The organism is Sphingosinithalassobacter tenebrarum (genome assembly GCF_011057975.1).
GTDB lineage: Bacteria > Pseudomonadota > Alphaproteobacteria > Sphingomonadales > Sphingomonadaceae > Sphingomonas > Sphingomonas tenebrarum.
The window spans coordinates 3,618,158-3,633,320 of sequence record NZ_CP049109.1; the positions used below are offsets into that span (position 1 = coordinate 3,618,158).

A 15,163-nucleotide genomic window follows, 5' to 3' on the forward strand; every position below is an offset into this window, starting at 1 on the left:
GGCAGATGGCGTTTTTTTTGATGTCCGCAAGGCCGTGCCGCCACGGGACGCGCGAGCGCCGGGTTCGGTCGCTTTCGCGTATTGGCGGGATAATACAGAACATTTACTCAGAGCCTCGCGTGCGATAGGCCTTCGCGCGGATTTCTGCAGCAAGGACGGGATCGTGAAGCTGATCAAAGGCGCCTGGAAAATTCTCGTCGGGATCAAGGACGCGCTGGTCCTGGTCTTCATGCTGCTGTTCTTTTCCGGCCTGTTCATGCTGCTGTCGGCAAAGCCCAACGTTGCCGCGATCCATGACGGCGCGCTGGTCGTCGCGCTGGACGGCACGCTTGCCGAACAACCGGAAGCGCCCGACCCCTTCGGCAACTTCGGCGGGGGCGACGTGTTGCGGCAACATCGCGTTCGCGATGTGGTGCGCGCGCTGGACGCCGCGATCGAGGACGAGCGCGTCAAGGCGGTCGTGCTCGATCTCGATCGCTTCATGGGCGGCTATCCGGTCGATGTTCAGGCCGTCGCCGATGCCGTCGGCCGGGTCCGTGCGGGCGGCAAGAAAGTGCTCGCCTATGCCACGGCCTATACCGACGACAGCTATCTGATCGCCGCCAACGCCAGCGAAATCTGGGTCAATCCGATGGGCGGCACGCTGTTTTCGGGGCCCGGCGGATCGCGGCTCTATTACAAGGGGCTGATCGACAAGCTGGGCGTCAACGCGCATGTCTATCGCGTCGGCAGCTACAAGTCGGCAGTGGAGCCCTATACGCGCAGCGACATGTCGCCCGAAGCGCGCGAGGCAAGCGAAGCGCTCTACGGCAACATTCTCTCGCAATGGCGCGAGGCAGTGGTGACAGCGCGGGCGCAGGCCAAGGTGGACCTGTTCCTCAACAACCCCGCCGAAGTCGTCACGGCCGCGAACGGCGACATCGCGCAGGCCAATCTGGACAACGGGTTGGTCGACAAGATCGGCGACCGGGTCGCCTTCGGCAAGCGCGTCGCGGAACTGGTCGGCGCGCCTTCCGGTGCACGCACGGGCAATTTCCGTATGATCCGCATGGAAGACTGGATCGAAGCCAATCCCGCGCCCAGCCGCGGCAATGCGATCGGTGTCATCACCATCGCGGGCGAAATCGTCGACGGCGAAGCCGGACCGGGAACGGCCGGCGGCGACACCATCTCCAAGCTGCTGCTCAAGGGGCTGGCGGAGCATGATTTCAAGGCGCTGGTCGTCCGCGTCGATTCACCGGGCGGATCGGCGCTGGCATCCGAGCAGATCCGCCAGGCGATCCTGCAGGCCAAGGCGCAGGGGCTGCCGATCGTCACGTCGATGGGATCGCTTGCGGCCAGCGGCGGCTATTGGGTTTCGACCGCGGGCGACGTGATCTTCGCCGAACCGAATACCATCACCGGATCGATCGGCATTTTCGGCATCATCCCGACCTTCGAGGCCGCGCTCGAAAAAGTCGGCGTGACCACCGACGGCGTCGCGACGACGCCGCTGACCGGCCAGCCCGACGTGATGGGGGGCACAAACCAGGCCACCGATCAGGTGATTCAGGCGACGATCGAACATGGCTATCGCAGGTTCATCGGTCTGGTTGCGCAAGCGCGCGGGAAGACGCCCGAGGAAGTCGACGCGATCGGCCAGGGTCGCGTCTGGATCGGCGGAACCGCGCATCAGATTGGACTGGTCGACCGGTTCGGCGGGCTCGACGAGGCTATCGCCGAAGCCGCGCGCCGGGCGGGCGTCGAGGCCGACAGCGTCTATCCCGTCTTCCTGCAGGAAGAACCGAGCGGCTGGGTACAGTTTCTCGAAACCCTTGGCGAGGAAGAACCCGAGGATGACTGGGTGAGCGCGGCGGCGGGCGCCGACATCGCCACCCGGATCGCCGCGCGCCAGACCGCGCTGGTATCGCAGGCTGTGGCCGATGTACGGCGGCTGGCCGGCGGCACGGCGATGCAGGCCCGCTGCATCGAATGCGCCGCGATCGGCCCTGGCCGGACTGCGGCTCCCGTGCGGAACGCCAGCCTGATCGAAATCTTCTTCGCACGCCTGCTGGGATGATCGATATCCGGGAGGCACGCGCCGAGGACGCGCACGCCATCGCGGAAATCTATGCGCCGCATGTGGTGGCGGGCACGGTTTCGTTCGAAACCAGTCCGCCCGACAGCCGTACGATGCGGCGCCGCATGACCGCAAGCGAGGGCTATTATCCCTGGCTGGTCCTGACCGACAGCGAAGCCGGCGGTGCGGCAATCGGCTATGCCTATGCCGGGCGGTTTCGCGAGCGCGACGCCTATAGCCATGTCGTCGAAACCGCGATCTACATGGCCGAAGGGTCGCAGCGGCGCGGCTATGGCCGGCTGCTCTATTCGGCGCTGGTGGCGACGCTGCGCGCCCAGGGTTTCACGCAGGCCGTTGGCGGTATCGCCCTGCCCAACGATGCCTCGATCCGGCTGCACGAAGCGGTCGGCTATCGCCAGGTCGGCATCTTCCGCGAAATCGGGTTCAAGGCGGGCCAGTGGCTCGATGTCGGTTTCTGGCAATGCGAGCTGCGCCCCGCGACACTGCCGCCGCCCGAAATCAGGCCGTTCGGAGAGACCGGACTGGTCCGCGACTGATGACACTTTCGCGCCGAACGAAAGGCTTGTCCATGCTGCTGCGCTCCCTGCTCGCCTGCCTAGCCGCACTGACGCTTTCCGCCGCGCAGGATGCGCCGCCGCGATATGCCGCCGGTCAGGTGTGGGAATATCACAACCGGCCGCAGGACGCGGGTTCGCTGTTGCGCATCCAGCGGATCGAACGCCAGCAGGACCAATGGGTCTTCCATATCAGCCTCAGCCGACTGTGCGTTGCCGGGCAGCCCGGCGGCATGACCTTGCCCCATGCGCCGATATCGCGCGAAGCGCTCGATGCCAGCGTAACCCGGCTCGCCGCGGACCAGGCGGCAATGGCCGACGTCGATTTCGCGACGGGAATCGCTGTCTGGCGCGAAGACCAGGGCGGCGTCTTCACGATCCCCGCCGACCAGATCGCCGACCTCGTCGAGCAATCGGCCGGGCCGGGCTGCTGATCCGCGCCTTCAGCGCTTGCCGCGATAGGCGGGCAGCGCGAGGCGCCACTGGATCGCCGCCGCGCGCAGAGCGAACCCCGCCCCCGCCGCGACCAGCCCGCAGGCGAAAGGCGGCAGGCCGGTGAAGGACAGCACGACATAGAGCGCGGAGGCCAGCGCCGCGGCTGTGACATAGAGTTCGGGTCGCATCAGGATGGAGGGCTCGCCCGCCATCATGTCGCGGATGATGCCGCCGACACAGGCAGTGACTACGCCCATCACGAATGCCGGCACCGGCGGAACGCCATAGCCGAGCGACTTGGCCGCGCCGAACACGGCATAGGCCGCCAGCCCCATCGCATCGAGCCAGTCGAAACCCTTGCCGTGCCACCAGCGCTCCGGCGTGAGCCAGATCAGCAGTGCCGCGGTGATGCAGATCGCCGCGACGCTGCGATCATGCACCCAGAATACCGGGGCGCCCATCAGCAGGTCGCGGATCGTGCCGCCGCCGACGCCGGTCACCAGCGCGAAAAAGGCGGCGGTAACGAACGTCTGTCCGCGCATCGTCGCGGCCACGGCGCCGGTCGCGGCGAACACGGCGATGCCGAACAGGTCGAGCCAGGGCAGGATCGGACCGATATAGCCGGGGACGGGAACGCTCATCGCGCCCCCATGAATATTCGCGTCCCGCGCGTCAATTCGGGGGGTGGCGAACCACGCCGCGAACGTCCATGTAGGCGCGCATGTCTCGCACCGAACCCCGTTTCATCGCCCTCGCCGTCGCGCTGGCGGCGCTCGCCGGTTTCGTCGACGCACTGGCCTATACCAGCTTCGGCAGCTTCTTCGCCTCGTTCATGAGCGGCAACAGCACCCGGCTGGGCGTGGAAATCGGCAGCGGCACCGTCGGCAACGGCGTGATGGCGGGCGCGCTGATCATGTGCTTCATCGCCGGCGTCATCCTGGCGAGCGTGGTCGGGCGTGCCTGGGAAAAGCGGCGCCAGCCGGCGGTCCTGATGCTCGTCACGGCGCTGCTGCTTGCCGCAGCCGCGCTGGCGATGGTGCGGCCGGGCGCGCAGGTACTGCTGCTGCTCGCTGCTGCGATGGGTGCCGAAAACGGCATGTTCGAACGCGACGGCGAGGTGACGATCGGCGTTACCTACATGACCGGGTCGATCGTACGCATGGGGCAGAAGCTGGCGCACGCACTGATGGGCGACAAGGATCGCTGGGCCTGGGGCCCCTGGCTGTTGCTCTGGCTGGGCTTTGTCGGGGGCGTCGTTCTGGGTGCCTGGGCGCAAGCGGATATGCAGTGGAATGCCCTGTGGCTCGCCGTGATCGCGGCGGCGGTGCTCACCGGCATCGCGGCGCTGATCGGCAAGACGGGCCAGGACAAGGTCCGGCAAGTCGGCCAGTCGCAGTGATAAGCGCCTAGCCGCCGCCCAGAAGGTTGGTGCCCTGTATCGCCACGAACGCGATCCACAGGGCGGTCATGGAGACGATCCATGATCGGCTGCGCGCCACCGATATGCCCTGGCGTTCGCGCCGCCGCGCCACGCTGGCCACTGCCAGCCACATCGGCACCGCAGCGAGCCCGATGGCGAGAAACCCCTGCAGAGCGCCCAACAGCAGCGAGTCGGGATATCCGAAGCCCGCCAGCCCCAGCCCGACAGCGCCCGCCGCTTGGCCCACACCGACGCGCCGCGACAGCATTCCGGGGGGATCGTCCGGCGCGGCGATCCGCCGAAACCCGCGCACCATCAACGGCTGAAACAGTCCATACAGGACGATACCGGTGATGAGCGAAGCCACGCGCCAGATATCGGGGGCGCGCAACTGATACGCGACGGTCGCGTGATCACCATGACCGGTAAGCGGAGAATAGACGAACCCGCCGGCAAACCAACAGAGGCTGAAGGCGGCAAGCATCGCGCAGAAATAGCGCCAGGCGGCCGACCGAAACCGATTCTGAACCAATAGGGCGACCAGTCCTGCCGTCAGGCCGCCAAACGGCCCCGCCATGTCGGTGAGCACACCGCCGCCTTCGCACCCGAAAAAGGTCGCCGTGAGCAAGGTCACGCGCCCGCCCTCGATCAGACAGGCCGTGCCGTGACCGACGGCTTCGTGCGCCAGCGCCGCAACACAGGCGGCACCGGCGGCGAGCGCTCCGAGCGTCAAGGCGTCGTCGCGCATCGCCCCGCCTTCAGACAACGCGACGGGCGGCAGTGGCCGGTGCGTGCCGCACTGCCTTACCAGCCATAGTCACGCCGCAGCGCCGCCGCCTGTTCCCGCGGCATCTGGTCCAGCAGGACGCGAACCGTATAGGCGCCCTGCAGCGTATCGCCCTTCCAATAGGACCAGTCGTCGATCCAGCGGTCCTCGACCGTCACGACTTGCCCCACGACATAGTCGGGATTGACCGGTTCATTGGCCAGCGTGACTTCGGTGCGCGTTCCCGAACGCTGACGCACCAGCCCCCAGATGAACTCGACATCGCCGTCGGCACCGCCCCGGCTCAGATCGAATTTGATCATGAATTCGGTTTCGTCGGCGGCAGGGACCGCCAGATGCCGGAAGAACGCATCCAGCTCCGATATCGCGCGCTGCTCGGCCGCGTTCATCGCGGGATCCTCGGCACCGATATAGCGTACCGTACTCTGCGCCAGAGCGGGAGAAGGCGCGATCGCACCGGCGACCGACGCGCATGCCAGTATCAAAGCCAAACGCGCAGTCGCCATGCTGTCACCCTCTGAAAGCCGTCAGACGTGGATCGGCTTGCCCGTCACCGCCATCGCGGCTTCCTTGATCGCTTCCGAATGCGTCGGATGCGCGTGGCAGGTATAGGCAATGTCCTCGCTGGTCGCGCCGAATTCCATCGCCTGCGCCGCCTGCGCGATCATCGTGCCGGCGACCGAGGTGATGATCCACACGCCGAGCACGCGATCGGTCTTGGCGTCGGCGATCACCTTCACGAAACCATCCGGCTCGTGATTGGTCTTGGCGCGACTGTTGCCGACCATCGGGAACTTGCCGACCTTGACCTCGCCCTTTTCCTTCGCCGCCTCTTCGGTGAGGCCGACGCCGGCGATTTCGGGCATGGTATAGACGACGCTGGGGATGACATCGTGATTCACGATGCCGGTCTGCCCGGCGATATTCTCGGCGACGGCAATGCCTTCGTCCTCGGCCTTGTGCGCGAGCATCGGGCCGGGGATGACGTCGCCGATCGCCCAGACGCCGTCGACGGCGGTCTTAAACATGCCATCGGTTTCGATCTGGCCGCGATCGTTGGTCGAAAGGCCGATCGCATCGAGGCCGAGCCCTTCGGTATTCGGCTTGCGGCCGATCGAGACGAGGACGATGTCGGCCTCGAGGCTTTCGGCATCGCCGCCCTTGGCGGGTTCGACGCTGACCGTCGCCTTGCCGTCCTTCACTTCGACGCCGGTCACCTTGGTCCCGGTCTTGAAGGTCATGCCCTGCTTCTTGAAGATCTTGGCGGCTTCCTTGCGGACGTCGCCGTCGAAGCCCGGCAGGATCTGGTCGAGATATTCGACGACGGTGACTTCGGAGCCGAGCCGGCGCCACACGCTGCCCAGTTCGAGCCCGATCACGCCGCCGCCGATGACGACCATCTTGCCCGGCACCGTGTCGAGCTCGAGCGCGCCGGTGCTGTCGACCACCACCTTCTGGTCGATCTCGACGCCCGGCAGCGGCGTCACCGAAGAACCGGTGGCGATAACGATATTCTTCGCCTGGTAGCTGTCGTCGCCGACCTTGACCGTATGCGCGTCGACGAACGCGGCGCGGCCCTTGATCCAGGTGACCTTGTTCTTCTTGAACAGATATTCGATGCCGCCGGTCAGCCCCTTCACGGCGTCGACGCGCTGCGCCTGCATCGCGTCGAGATCGAGTTCGGGCGTCACCTTGATGCCCATCTTGGCCATCGATCCGTTCTTCGCAGCGTCAAAATATTCGGACGCGTGGAGCATCGCCTTGGAAGGAATGCAGCCGACATTGAGGCAGGTGCCGCCCAGCGTCTCGCGGCTCTCGACGCATGCGGTCTTTAGGCCCAGCTGCGCCGCACGGATCGCCGCGACATAGCCTCCGGGGCCGGCACCGATGATCAGGACGTCAAATTCTTCAGCCATTGCTTTACTTCCAATACGAAATTGCGAACGCACCTGCCGTGCTAACTATCGCTAGAAGCGATACTGTCCAAAGCGCTGAGCGGCCCAAGGGCATTCGACGTCCGCCCTCGCGCGGCAACACGAACAGGATCAAATTTGAAGCGAACATTCCGACGACCGTCAAAACGAGCGCAATCCACCAAGTCTTGAACAACCACAACCAAATGATCGCGGTGAACAAGCATACCCACATCGCGACTAGCGACACGACTGTAGTGATCGCTGATCTTTCCTCCAGTGGATAAAAACCGAGCAATGCTCCCTTCCTACTGACCCCGTGCGCGGCCACGGCAGCCGCCAAACCGAAAACTGCAAGGAGTGTGGGAAGAAGGCTGTTCATAACATACTACAGATCGATCAGCAGCCGCGTCGGATCCTCGATGGCATTCTTGACCGCGACGAGGAAAGTTACGGCCTCGCGGCCGTCGATCAACCGGTGATCATAGCTGAGCGCCATGTACATCATCGGCCGCACGGCGATCTCGCCGTCGATCACGACCGGGCGATCCTCGATCCGGTGCAGGCCGAGCACCGCCGACTGCGGCGGATTGATGATCGGAGTCGACATCAGCGAACCGAACACGCCGCCATTGGAAATGGTGAAGGTGCCGCCCTTCATCTCTTCCATCTTGAGGTCGCCCGATTTTGCGCGCTTGCCGAAATCGCCGATCGTGCGTTCGATCTCGGCGACGCTCATCGCGTCGGCCGAGCGGATCACGGGGACCACCAGGCCCTGCGGCGCGGACACGGCGACCGAGATATCGGCATAATCCTTGTAGACGATCTCGTCGCCGTCGATCTGCGCGTTGACGGCGGGCACGTCCTTCAGCGCCATGCACACGGCCTTGGCGAAGAAACCCATGAAGCCGAGTCGGACGCCGTGCTTCTTCTCGAACAGGTCCTTGTACTTGGCGCGCGCCTCCATCACCGCCGACATGTCGACATCGTTGAAGGTGGTGAGGATCGCGGCGGTATCCTGCGCGTCCTTCAGGCGCTTGGCGATCGTCTGACGCAGACGCGTCATCCGCACGCGCTCTTCGTTGCGACCGCCGGCCGGGGCAGCGGCAGGCGCAGGCGATGCGGCGGGTGCCGGCGACGGCGCGGGCGACGCACCCTTGTTCGCGGCGGCGGCCTCGACATCTTCCTTGGTGATGCGGCCGTCCTTGCCGGTGCCCTTGATGGTCGAAGGGTCGACTCCGTGCTCGAGCACCGCGCGGCGAACCGAAGGCGACAGCGCGGCGGCGACATCGTCTCCCCCGGCAGGCGCCTGCTGCCCGGCCTCGGCCGGAGCGGGGGCCGGAGCGGGGGCCGGAGCGGGAGCGGCCGAAGGCGCCGGCGCGGAACCGCCGCCGCTGCCTTCCTCGATCGAGGCGATCACGGCGTCGACTTCGACGGTGTCGCCCGGCTGGACCTTGTGCTCGCCCATCGTGCCGGCGACCGGCGAGGGCACTTCGACCGACACCTTGTCGGTTTCGAGGCTGGCGATCGGCTCGTCGACCGCGACGGCATCGCCCGGCTGCTTCAGCCATTCCCCGAGAGTCGCCTCGGTGATCGATTCGCCCAGCGTGGGGACCTTTACATCGGTTGCCATTGGATCAGCTTTCCTTGCTACGGCGGAGTTCTTCACGGACATTGTGGCCGAGCGCATGGGCGACCAGCGCCGCCTGCTCGCTCTGGTGACGCTTCATCAGGCCGGTGGCCGGCGAAGCGGAGGCGTGGCGGCCGGCATAGACCGGACGCTTGGGCTTGACGCCCGCCTTGGCCAGCGCTTCCTCGATCAGCGGCTCGACGAAGAACCACGCGCCATTGTTCTTCGGCTCTTCCTGCGCCCAGACGACTTCCTCCAAATTGGTCATGCGCTTGAGCCGCACCACCAGCGGATCGCCGGGGAAGGGATAGAGCTGTTCGATGCGAACGATCTGGGTATTCTTGTCACCCGCCGCGTCGCGCGCCTCGATCAGGTCATAGGCGACCTTGCCCGAGCAGAGCACCAGCCGCTTGGTCTGCGCGTCGGGTGCCGGATTGGTGTCCGACAGGATGCGCATGAAGTGGCTGTCACCCTGGAAATCCTGCGCCTTGGAAACCGCCAACTTGTGCCGCAGCAGCGACTTGGGCGTCATGATGATCAGGGGTTTGCGGAAGTTGCGGTGCATCTGCCGGCGCATCAGGTGGAAATAATTGGCTGGCGTGGTGCAGTTGGCGACCTGCATATTGTCCTGCGCGCACAGCTGCAGGAAACGCTCGGGACGTGCCGAGCTGTGCTCGGGGCCCTGCCCTTCGAAGCCGTGCGGCAGCAGCATGACCAGGCCGTTGGCACGCAGCCACTTGGCCTCGCCCGCAGCGATATACTGATCGATCATGATCTGCGCGCCGTTGACGAAATCGCCGAACTGCGCCTCCCAGAGCACCAGGCATTTCGGGTCCGCCAGCGCATAGCCATACTCGAAACCCAGCACGCCATATTCCGAGAGCGGACTGTCGAGCACTTCGAACCGGCCGTGCGGGATTTCGTCGAGCGGGACATATTTATGCTCGTCGGTCTGATCGACCCAGACGGCGTGCCGCTGGCTGAACGTGCCGCGCCCGGAATCCTGGCCCGAAAGGCGCACGCCATAGCCTTCCGACAGCAGCGATCCGAAGGCCAGCGCCTCGCCGGTCGCCCAGTCGAAATTCTCGCCCGCATCGAACATCGCCTTCTTGGCGTCGATGACGCGATTGAGCGTCTTGTGGATCGTCAGCCCCTCGGGAACTTCGGTCAGCGTGCGGCCAAGCGAATCGAACAGCTTCTTGTCGATGCCGGTTTCGATGTTGCGCCGCGCACTTTCGGGGTCGACCGGCGCGCCGAGCCCGCTCCAGCGCCCACCAAACCAGTCGGCGCGATTGGGCGCATAGCTCTTGCCCGCCTCGAATTCCTCTTCGAGCAGGTCATTGAACTGCTTCACCTTCTCGGGAATGAAGCTGTCGCCGATCACGCCCTCGCTGGTCAGCCGCCTGGCATAGACTTCGCTGACCGGCGGATGCTTTTTGATCGCCGCGTACATCAACGGCTGGGTGAAGCTCGGTTCATCGCCTTCGTTATGGCCGAAGCGGCGATAGCACCACATGTCGATGACGATGTCGCGCTTGAAGCGCTGGCGGAATTCGATCGCCATCTTGCAGGCGAAGGTCACCGCTTCGGGATCGTCGCCGTTGACGTGGAAGATCGGCGCCTGGACGCCCTTCGCGACATCGCTCGGATAGGGCGAGGAGCGCGCGAATTGCGGGCTGGTGGTGAAGCCGATCTGATTGTTGATGACGAAATGGATGCAGCCGCCGGTGTTATATCCTCGCACGCCCGAGAAACCGAGCGTTTCCCAGACCACGCCCTGTCCGGCAAACGCCGCGTCGCCGTGCAGCAGCACCGGCAGCACCTGCTCGTGCTCCTGAAGATCGCCGCGGATCGTCTGCAGCGAACGGACTTTGCCGAGGACGACCGGATCGACCGCTTCGAGATGCGAAGGGTTGGCGACCAGCGACATATGAACGCTGATCCCGTCGAATTCGCGATCGGTGCTGGTCCCGAGGTGATATTTGACGTCACCCGAGCCGCCGACATCGTCGGGATTGGCCGAACCGCCCGCAAATTCGTGGAAGATCACCCGATAGGGCTTGGCCATCACGTTTGCGAGCACATTGAGGCGGCCGCGATGCGCCATGCCGTAGACGATCTCGCGCACGCCATACTGGCCGCCATATTTGATCACGGCCTCAAGCGCCGGGATCATCGATTCGCCACCATCGAGGCCGAACCGCTTGGTGCCGACATATTTCTTGCCGAGGAATTTTTCCCACTGCTCGGCTTCGATCACCTTGGACAGAATGGCCTTCTTGCCGTTCTCGGTGAATTCGATCGCCTTGTCGCGGCCTTCCATCCGCTCCTGGAGGAAGCGGCGTTCCTCGACATCGGCGATGTGCATATATTCGAGGCCGACATTGCCGCAGTAATTGGCGCGCAGGATGTCGACGACTTCGCGAATCGTCGCGCTTTCGAGGCCCAGCGCGCCGCCCAGATAGACCGGGCGATCGATGTCGCTGTCGGGGAAGCCGTGATATTCGGTCTTCAGATCCTCGGGCATTTCAGCGTGATGGAGGCCGAGCGGATCGAGATGCGCCGCCAGATGCCCGCGCACGCGATAGGTACGGATCAGCATCATCGCGCGGATCGAATCCCCCGCGGCCTGCTTCACGGCATCGGCGGAAGGCGCCGCGGCCGGCGCCGGTGCGACCTTGCCGCCGCCCTTTGCGGGCTTGGGCGCAGGCTCCATCTGCGTGGGGTCGAGCGCGGCAGTCAGCGCGTCGGTGTCGGTGAGCGGCCAGCCCTTGCGCTTCCAGCTCGGCCCCGACATGGCGGTTTCCAGCCCGTCGAACCATTCGCGCCAGCCCGGCTCGACCGACGAAGGGTCCGCCTTGTACTTGGCATAGAGGGTTTCGACGAAGGCGGGACTTACCCCCCCAGCGATATCTGCAAAATCAAGGCCTTCGTAGCCCATAGTCACTCTACCCTGCCTCTCTCTCCCGGATTAGGAGAAGATGCGGAATGTCGGGTCCGGCGCACCCGGCAACCGACTGTTACCGCTACCGGAGGGCGCCTGCGGCTGCTTTCGCGCCGTCGCTGGCGCTCGCCCGGTCGCGGTGACGAATGCGCGGCGTGCCACACACTCGGTTAAAACCTCCCCCACATAATGCGGGGGAGGCAATTTCGTTCAGCCCTTCAGGACTTCGACCAAAGTCTCGCCGAGCAGCGAGGGCGACGGGGAGACACGGATGCCCGCTTCCTCCATCGCGGCGATCTTGTCCTCGGCGCCGCCCTGGCCGCCCGAAACAATCGCGCCGGCATGGCCCATACGGCGGCCCGGAGGCGCCGTGCGGCCCGCGATGAAGCCCACCATCGGCTTCTTGCGGCCCTTCTTGGCCTCATCCTTCAGAAACTGCGCGGCCTCTTCCTCGGCCGATCCACCGATCTCGCCGATCATGATGATCGATTCGGTCTTGTCGTCGGCGAGGAAGAGTTCGAGCACGTCGATGAAGTTGGTGCCGTTGACCGGATCGCCGCCGATCCCGACGGCCGTGGTCTGACCCAGACCCGCATTGGTCGTCTGGAACACCGCTTCATAGGTGAGCGTGCCCGAGCGCGACACGACGCCGACCGACCCCTTGGAGAAGATATTGCCCGGCATGATGCCGATCTTGCACTCGCCCGGCGTCAGCACGCCCGGGCAGTTCGGACCGATCAGGCGCGACTTCGAACCCGAAAGCGCGCGCTTCACCTTGACCATGTCGAGCACCGGAATGCCTTCGGTGATGCAGACGATCAGCGGGATTTCCGCGTCGATCGCCTCGAGGATCGAGTCAGCGGCGAAGGGCGGCGGCACATAGATGACCGAGGCATCGGCGCCGGTCTTGTCCCTGGCTTCGGCAACCGTGTCATAGACCGGCAGGCCGATGCAGGTTTCGCCGCCTTTACCCGGGGTGACGCCCGCCACCATCTGCGTGCCGTAATCGAGCGCCGCCTGGGTGTGGAACTGGCCGGTCGCGCCGGTCATGCCCTGTGTGATGACCTTGGTATTCTTGTCGACGAGAATGCTCATCCGTTCAGCTCCCCTGACGCCTGCGCGATGAAGCCCATGCCGCCGCTCCCCAACATGGGAACGCCGGGACTGTCGGCAGGCACGTAATAATATTCGAAGTTGAGATGGGTGGGCGCGAGACCCGGTTGCCAGAACGCCTTGCGCATGGCTCCCGGAACATCGGCCCGTTCATAGGGCGCAGCGCCCAGCTTTTCGGTGAAGAAGGCGATCGGAAGCGAACGCGCTTCCGCGGCGTCGAACACCGCGCAGCCATTGACCCAGCGACCGCCGCCTTCGACACGGCTGACCACCAGGTCGAGCGCTTCGCCAGCGATGGTCGCGCGGAACACATGGCCTTCGCGATGCGAAACCATGTCGCCGAAATTGTCGACGAACAGCTGTGCGTGATCGAGGAAGGTCCGCTGCGGCGACCCCTCCTCGGGTTCATAGGCTTCCCAGCCCTGCGCACGCACGGCGGCCTGAGTCGCCGCATAGTCCTGCACGTCGCCGCACGCCGCCCGCACCGCCGCGAACACCGCTTCGGCCGGATAGGGATCATCCGACGGCGCGGCGCCCGTAAGCGCAATGGCGGCGAGCAGCGCAAACATCAGGCGAGGCTCTCGTCGATGCCCTTGCACGCGACCAGCAGTTCCTTGACCGCGTCGACCGAGGTCTGGAAATTGTCCTTCGCCTCGCCCTTGAGTTCGATCTCGACGATCCGCTCGACACCGTTCGCGCCGATGATGATCGGCACGCCGACATAGAGGTCGTCGACGCCATACTGGCCGGTCAGATGCGCGGCGCAGGGAAGCAGGCGCTTCTTGTCCTTGAGATAGCTTTCCGCCATCGAAATCGCCGAAGTGGCGGGCGCGTAGAAGGCCGATCCGGTCTTGAGCAGGCCGACAATCTCCCCGCCGCCCGAACGGGTGCGCTGGACGATCGCGTCGATGCGCTCCTGAGTCGACCAGCCCATCTTGATGAGGTCGGGGATCGGAATGCCCGCGACGGTCGAATATTCGACCACGGGGACCATCGTGTCGCCATGACCACCCAGCACGAACGCCGTAACGTCCTCGACCGACACGTCGAATTCCTGCGCGAGGAAGGTGCGGAAGCGCGCCGAGTCGAGCACGCCCGCCATGCCGACCACCTTCTGGTGCGGCAGGCCGGAAAATTCGCGCAGCGCCCAGACCATCGCGTCGAGCGGGTTGGTGATGCAGATCACGAAGGCGTCGGGTGCATACTGGGCGATGCCTTCGCCGACCGCCTTCATCACCTTGAGGTTGATGCCGAGCAGGTCGTCGCGGCTCATGCCGGGCTTGCGCGGCACGCCGGCGGTGACGATCACCACATCGGCGCCGGCGATATCGGCATAGTCATTCGCACCCTTGAGCGACGAATCAAAGCCTTCGACAGGGCCGGACTGCGACAGGTCGAGCGCCTTGCCCTGCGGCATGCCTTCGGCAATGTCGAACAGGACGACGTCGCCCAGTTCCTTCATCGCGGCGAGGTGCGCGAGCGTGCCGCCGATCATACCGGAACCGATCAGCGCGATCTTCTTGCGGGCCATGGGATCTCCTACTCCGCTGGTGCCCCAATCCACAGGGGCGAAAACCATAGCTCTCGCGCGCGCGGCTATCCCGGCACCCGCGGAAGCGTCGGCGGCTTAGGCCCTTTATAGGGCAGCCGCAACCCGCGATCCATCGCCATGCCGGAATATCTTTGCAACTAATTCGCAACTGCATTAAGCTATGGATTGGTCATTCGCGCGGCCACCACCTGCAGACCCGTTCCGGCCCGCGCCGCTGATGTGCCGGGTTCGACGAACAGCACGACGGTGAAGTTCGCCTCGCCATGAACGCCGCCGCTCCAGAACCAGGAGGTCGCCCCCGAAGGCAGCGTCCGTTCCCGCGGCGCCCGTCCCGCCCATTCGATCAGCGGCTCAGCCGCGGGTGGCTGAACCGTCGATTCGTCGAGCAGGCGGCATTCCACCGAGCCAGCCCCGTTCGAAGCGACGACTTGCGCCAGGAAGAGAACGCGCCCCTCGACATCGGCGTTGCGTAGCGTGCCGGTCTTCAGCGTAGCGCCCGAATCCTCCGCCGCGCCGAGCGTGACGCCAAGCAACCTGCCCGCCGCGCTGTCTTCCTCGGGCGTGAAGGCTTCCCAGCCTGCCGCGGTGGCACGCGCATCCAGCCCCTCGATACTGTCGAGCGTCGCGCATTGCCGATCGAATGCGTCGAGCGTCTGCGCCAGACGCACGTCGGAACCCGTCTGCACGGATGCGAATAGTGGCAGCAATGCCAGAGCGATCGGATTCAGCATCATC

Annotated in this window: 14 protein-coding genes; 4 read left to right on the forward strand and 10 right to left on the reverse strand. The window is 65.2% G+C overall.

All coding sequences use genetic code 11. The features are described from left to right. The first annotated feature begins 163 nt into the window (after positions 1–163). Genes sppA through G5C33_RS17970 form a run of 3 tightly spaced genes read left to right on the forward strand, consistent with a single transcriptional unit; the run spans position 164 to position 3,068 of the window. Positions 164–2,059 (forward strand): signal peptide peptidase SppA, encoded by a 1,896-nt coding sequence (gene sppA, locus G5C33_RS17960; RefSeq protein ID WP_165328402.1) that lies wholly within the window; start codon positions 164–166, stop codon positions 2,057–2,059. Beyond that, positions 2,056–2,616 (forward strand): GNAT family N-acetyltransferase, encoded by a 561-nt coding sequence (locus tag G5C33_RS17965; protein WP_165328403.1) that lies wholly within the window; start codon positions 2,056–2,058, stop codon positions 2,614–2,616. The genes sppA and G5C33_RS17965 overlap by 4 nt, the downstream gene beginning before the upstream one ends. 32 nt (positions 2,617–2,648) lie before the next feature. Beyond that, a complete protein-coding gene (locus G5C33_RS17970; RefSeq protein WP_165328404.1) occupies positions 2,649–3,068 on the forward strand; it encodes a hypothetical protein in 420 nt (139 codons plus the stop codon). Between the two features lie 9 nt (positions 3,069–3,077). On the opposite strand, the gene G5C33_RS17975 is transcribed toward G5C33_RS17970, so the two are convergent. Beyond that, entirely contained in the window at positions 3,078–3,710 is a 633-nt protein-coding gene (locus G5C33_RS17975; protein WP_165328405.1) for a trimeric intracellular cation channel family protein, read from the reverse strand. Between the two features lie 80 nt (positions 3,711–3,790). On the opposite strand from G5C33_RS17975, the gene G5C33_RS17980 reads away from it, so the two are divergent. Further along, positions 3,791–4,468, forward strand: coding sequence for a YoaK family protein (locus tag G5C33_RS17980; protein ID WP_165328406.1), 678 nt, complete (start codon positions 3,791–3,793; stop codon positions 4,466–4,468). Between the two features lie 7 nt (positions 4,469–4,475). On the opposite strand, the gene G5C33_RS17985 is transcribed toward G5C33_RS17980, so the two are convergent. The 9 genes from G5C33_RS17985 to G5C33_RS18025 form a co-directional block, all read right to left on the reverse strand. Then, positions 4,476–5,237 (reverse strand): hypothetical protein, encoded by a 762-nt coding sequence (locus tag G5C33_RS17985; RefSeq protein WP_165328407.1) that lies wholly within the window; start codon positions 5,235–5,237, stop codon positions 4,476–4,478. A 56-nt stretch (positions 5,238–5,293) separates the two neighbouring features. After that, entirely contained in the window at positions 5,294–5,782 is a 489-nt protein-coding gene (locus G5C33_RS17990; protein ID WP_165328408.1) for a DUF2314 domain-containing protein, read from the reverse strand. A 21-nt stretch (positions 5,783–5,803) separates the two neighbouring features. Further along, complete coding sequence (lpdA, locus tag G5C33_RS17995) at positions 5,804–7,192, reverse strand: dihydrolipoyl dehydrogenase (protein ID WP_165328409.1); 1,389 nt, start codon at positions 7,190–7,192, stop codon at positions 5,804–5,806. Positions 7,193–7,577: 385 nt separating this feature from the next. Then, positions 7,578–8,822, reverse strand: coding sequence for a 2-oxoglutarate dehydrogenase complex dihydrolipoyllysine-residue succinyltransferase (odhB, locus tag G5C33_RS18000; protein WP_165328410.1), 1,245 nt, complete (start codon positions 8,820–8,822; stop codon positions 7,578–7,580). 4 nt (positions 8,823–8,826) lie between these two features. Then, entirely contained in the window at positions 8,827–11,760 is a 2,934-nt protein-coding gene (locus tag G5C33_RS18005; RefSeq protein ID WP_206518727.1) for a 2-oxoglutarate dehydrogenase E1 component, read from the reverse strand. Between the two features lie 213 nt (positions 11,761–11,973). Next, positions 11,974–12,858 (reverse strand): succinate--CoA ligase subunit alpha, encoded by an 885-nt coding sequence (gene sucD / locus G5C33_RS18010; protein ID WP_165328412.1) that lies wholly within the window; start codon positions 12,856–12,858, stop codon positions 11,974–11,976. Further along, complete coding sequence (locus G5C33_RS18015; protein ID WP_165328413.1) at positions 12,855–13,445, reverse strand: hypothetical protein; 591 nt, start codon at positions 13,443–13,445, stop codon at positions 12,855–12,857. Before G5C33_RS18015 ends, sucD begins: the two co-directional genes overlap by 4 nt. After that, a complete protein-coding gene (gene mdh / locus G5C33_RS18020; protein WP_165328414.1) occupies positions 13,445–14,407 on the reverse strand; it encodes a malate dehydrogenase in 963 nt (320 codons plus the stop codon). The genes G5C33_RS18015 and mdh overlap by 1 nt, the downstream gene beginning before the upstream one ends. A gap of 179 nt (positions 14,408–14,586) precedes the next feature. After that, positions 14,587–15,162 (reverse strand): hypothetical protein, encoded by a 576-nt coding sequence (locus G5C33_RS18025; protein WP_206518590.1) that lies wholly within the window; start codon positions 15,160–15,162, stop codon positions 14,587–14,589. Position 15,163 lies beyond the last annotated feature (1 nt).

Bases quoted from the DNA above. Each gene is read 5' to 3' on its own strand.
- G5C33_RS17965 (WP_165328403.1), top strand. From the start codon at position 2,056: ATGATCGATATCCGGGAGGCACGCGCCGAGGACGCGCACGCCATCGCG.
- G5C33_RS17970 (WP_165328404.1), top strand. From the start codon at position 2,649: ATGCTGCTGCGCTCCCTGCTCGCCTGCCTAGCCGCACTGACGCTTTCC.
- G5C33_RS17975 (WP_165328405.1), bottom strand. From the start codon at position 3,710: ATGAGCGTTCCCGTCCCCGGCTATATCGGTCCGATCCTGCCCTGGCTC.
- G5C33_RS17980 (WP_165328406.1), top strand. From the start codon at position 3,791: ATGTCTCGCACCGAACCCCGTTTCATCGCCCTCGCCGTCGCGCTGGCG.
- G5C33_RS17985 (WP_165328407.1), bottom strand. From the start codon at position 5,237: ATGCGCGACGACGCCTTGACGCTCGGAGCGCTCGCCGCCGGTGCCGCC.
- G5C33_RS17990 (WP_165328408.1), bottom strand. From the start codon at position 5,782: ATGGCGACTGCGCGTTTGGCTTTGATACTGGCATGCGCGTCGGTCGCC.
- lpdA (WP_165328409.1), bottom strand. From the start codon at position 7,192: ATGGCTGAAGAATTTGACGTCCTGATCATCGGTGCCGGCCCCGGAGGC.
- odhB (WP_165328410.1), bottom strand. From the start codon at position 8,822: ATGGCAACCGATGTAAAGGTCCCCACGCTGGGCGAATCGATCACCGAG.
- G5C33_RS18005 (WP_206518727.1), bottom strand. From the start codon at position 11,760: ATGGGCTACGAAGGCCTTGATTTTGCAGATATCGCTGGGGGGGTAAGT.
- sucD (WP_165328412.1), bottom strand. From the start codon at position 12,858: ATGAGCATTCTCGTCGACAAGAATACCAAGGTCATCACACAGGGCATG.
- G5C33_RS18015 (WP_165328413.1), bottom strand. From the start codon at position 13,445: ATGTTTGCGCTGCTCGCCGCCATTGCGCTTACGGGCGCCGCGCCGTCG.
- mdh (WP_165328414.1), bottom strand. From the start codon at position 14,407: ATGGCCCGCAAGAAGATCGCGCTGATCGGTTCCGGTATGATCGGCGGC.
- G5C33_RS18025 (WP_206518590.1), bottom strand. From the start codon at position 15,162: ATGATGCTGAATCCGATCGCTCTGGCATTGCTGCCACTATTCGCATCC.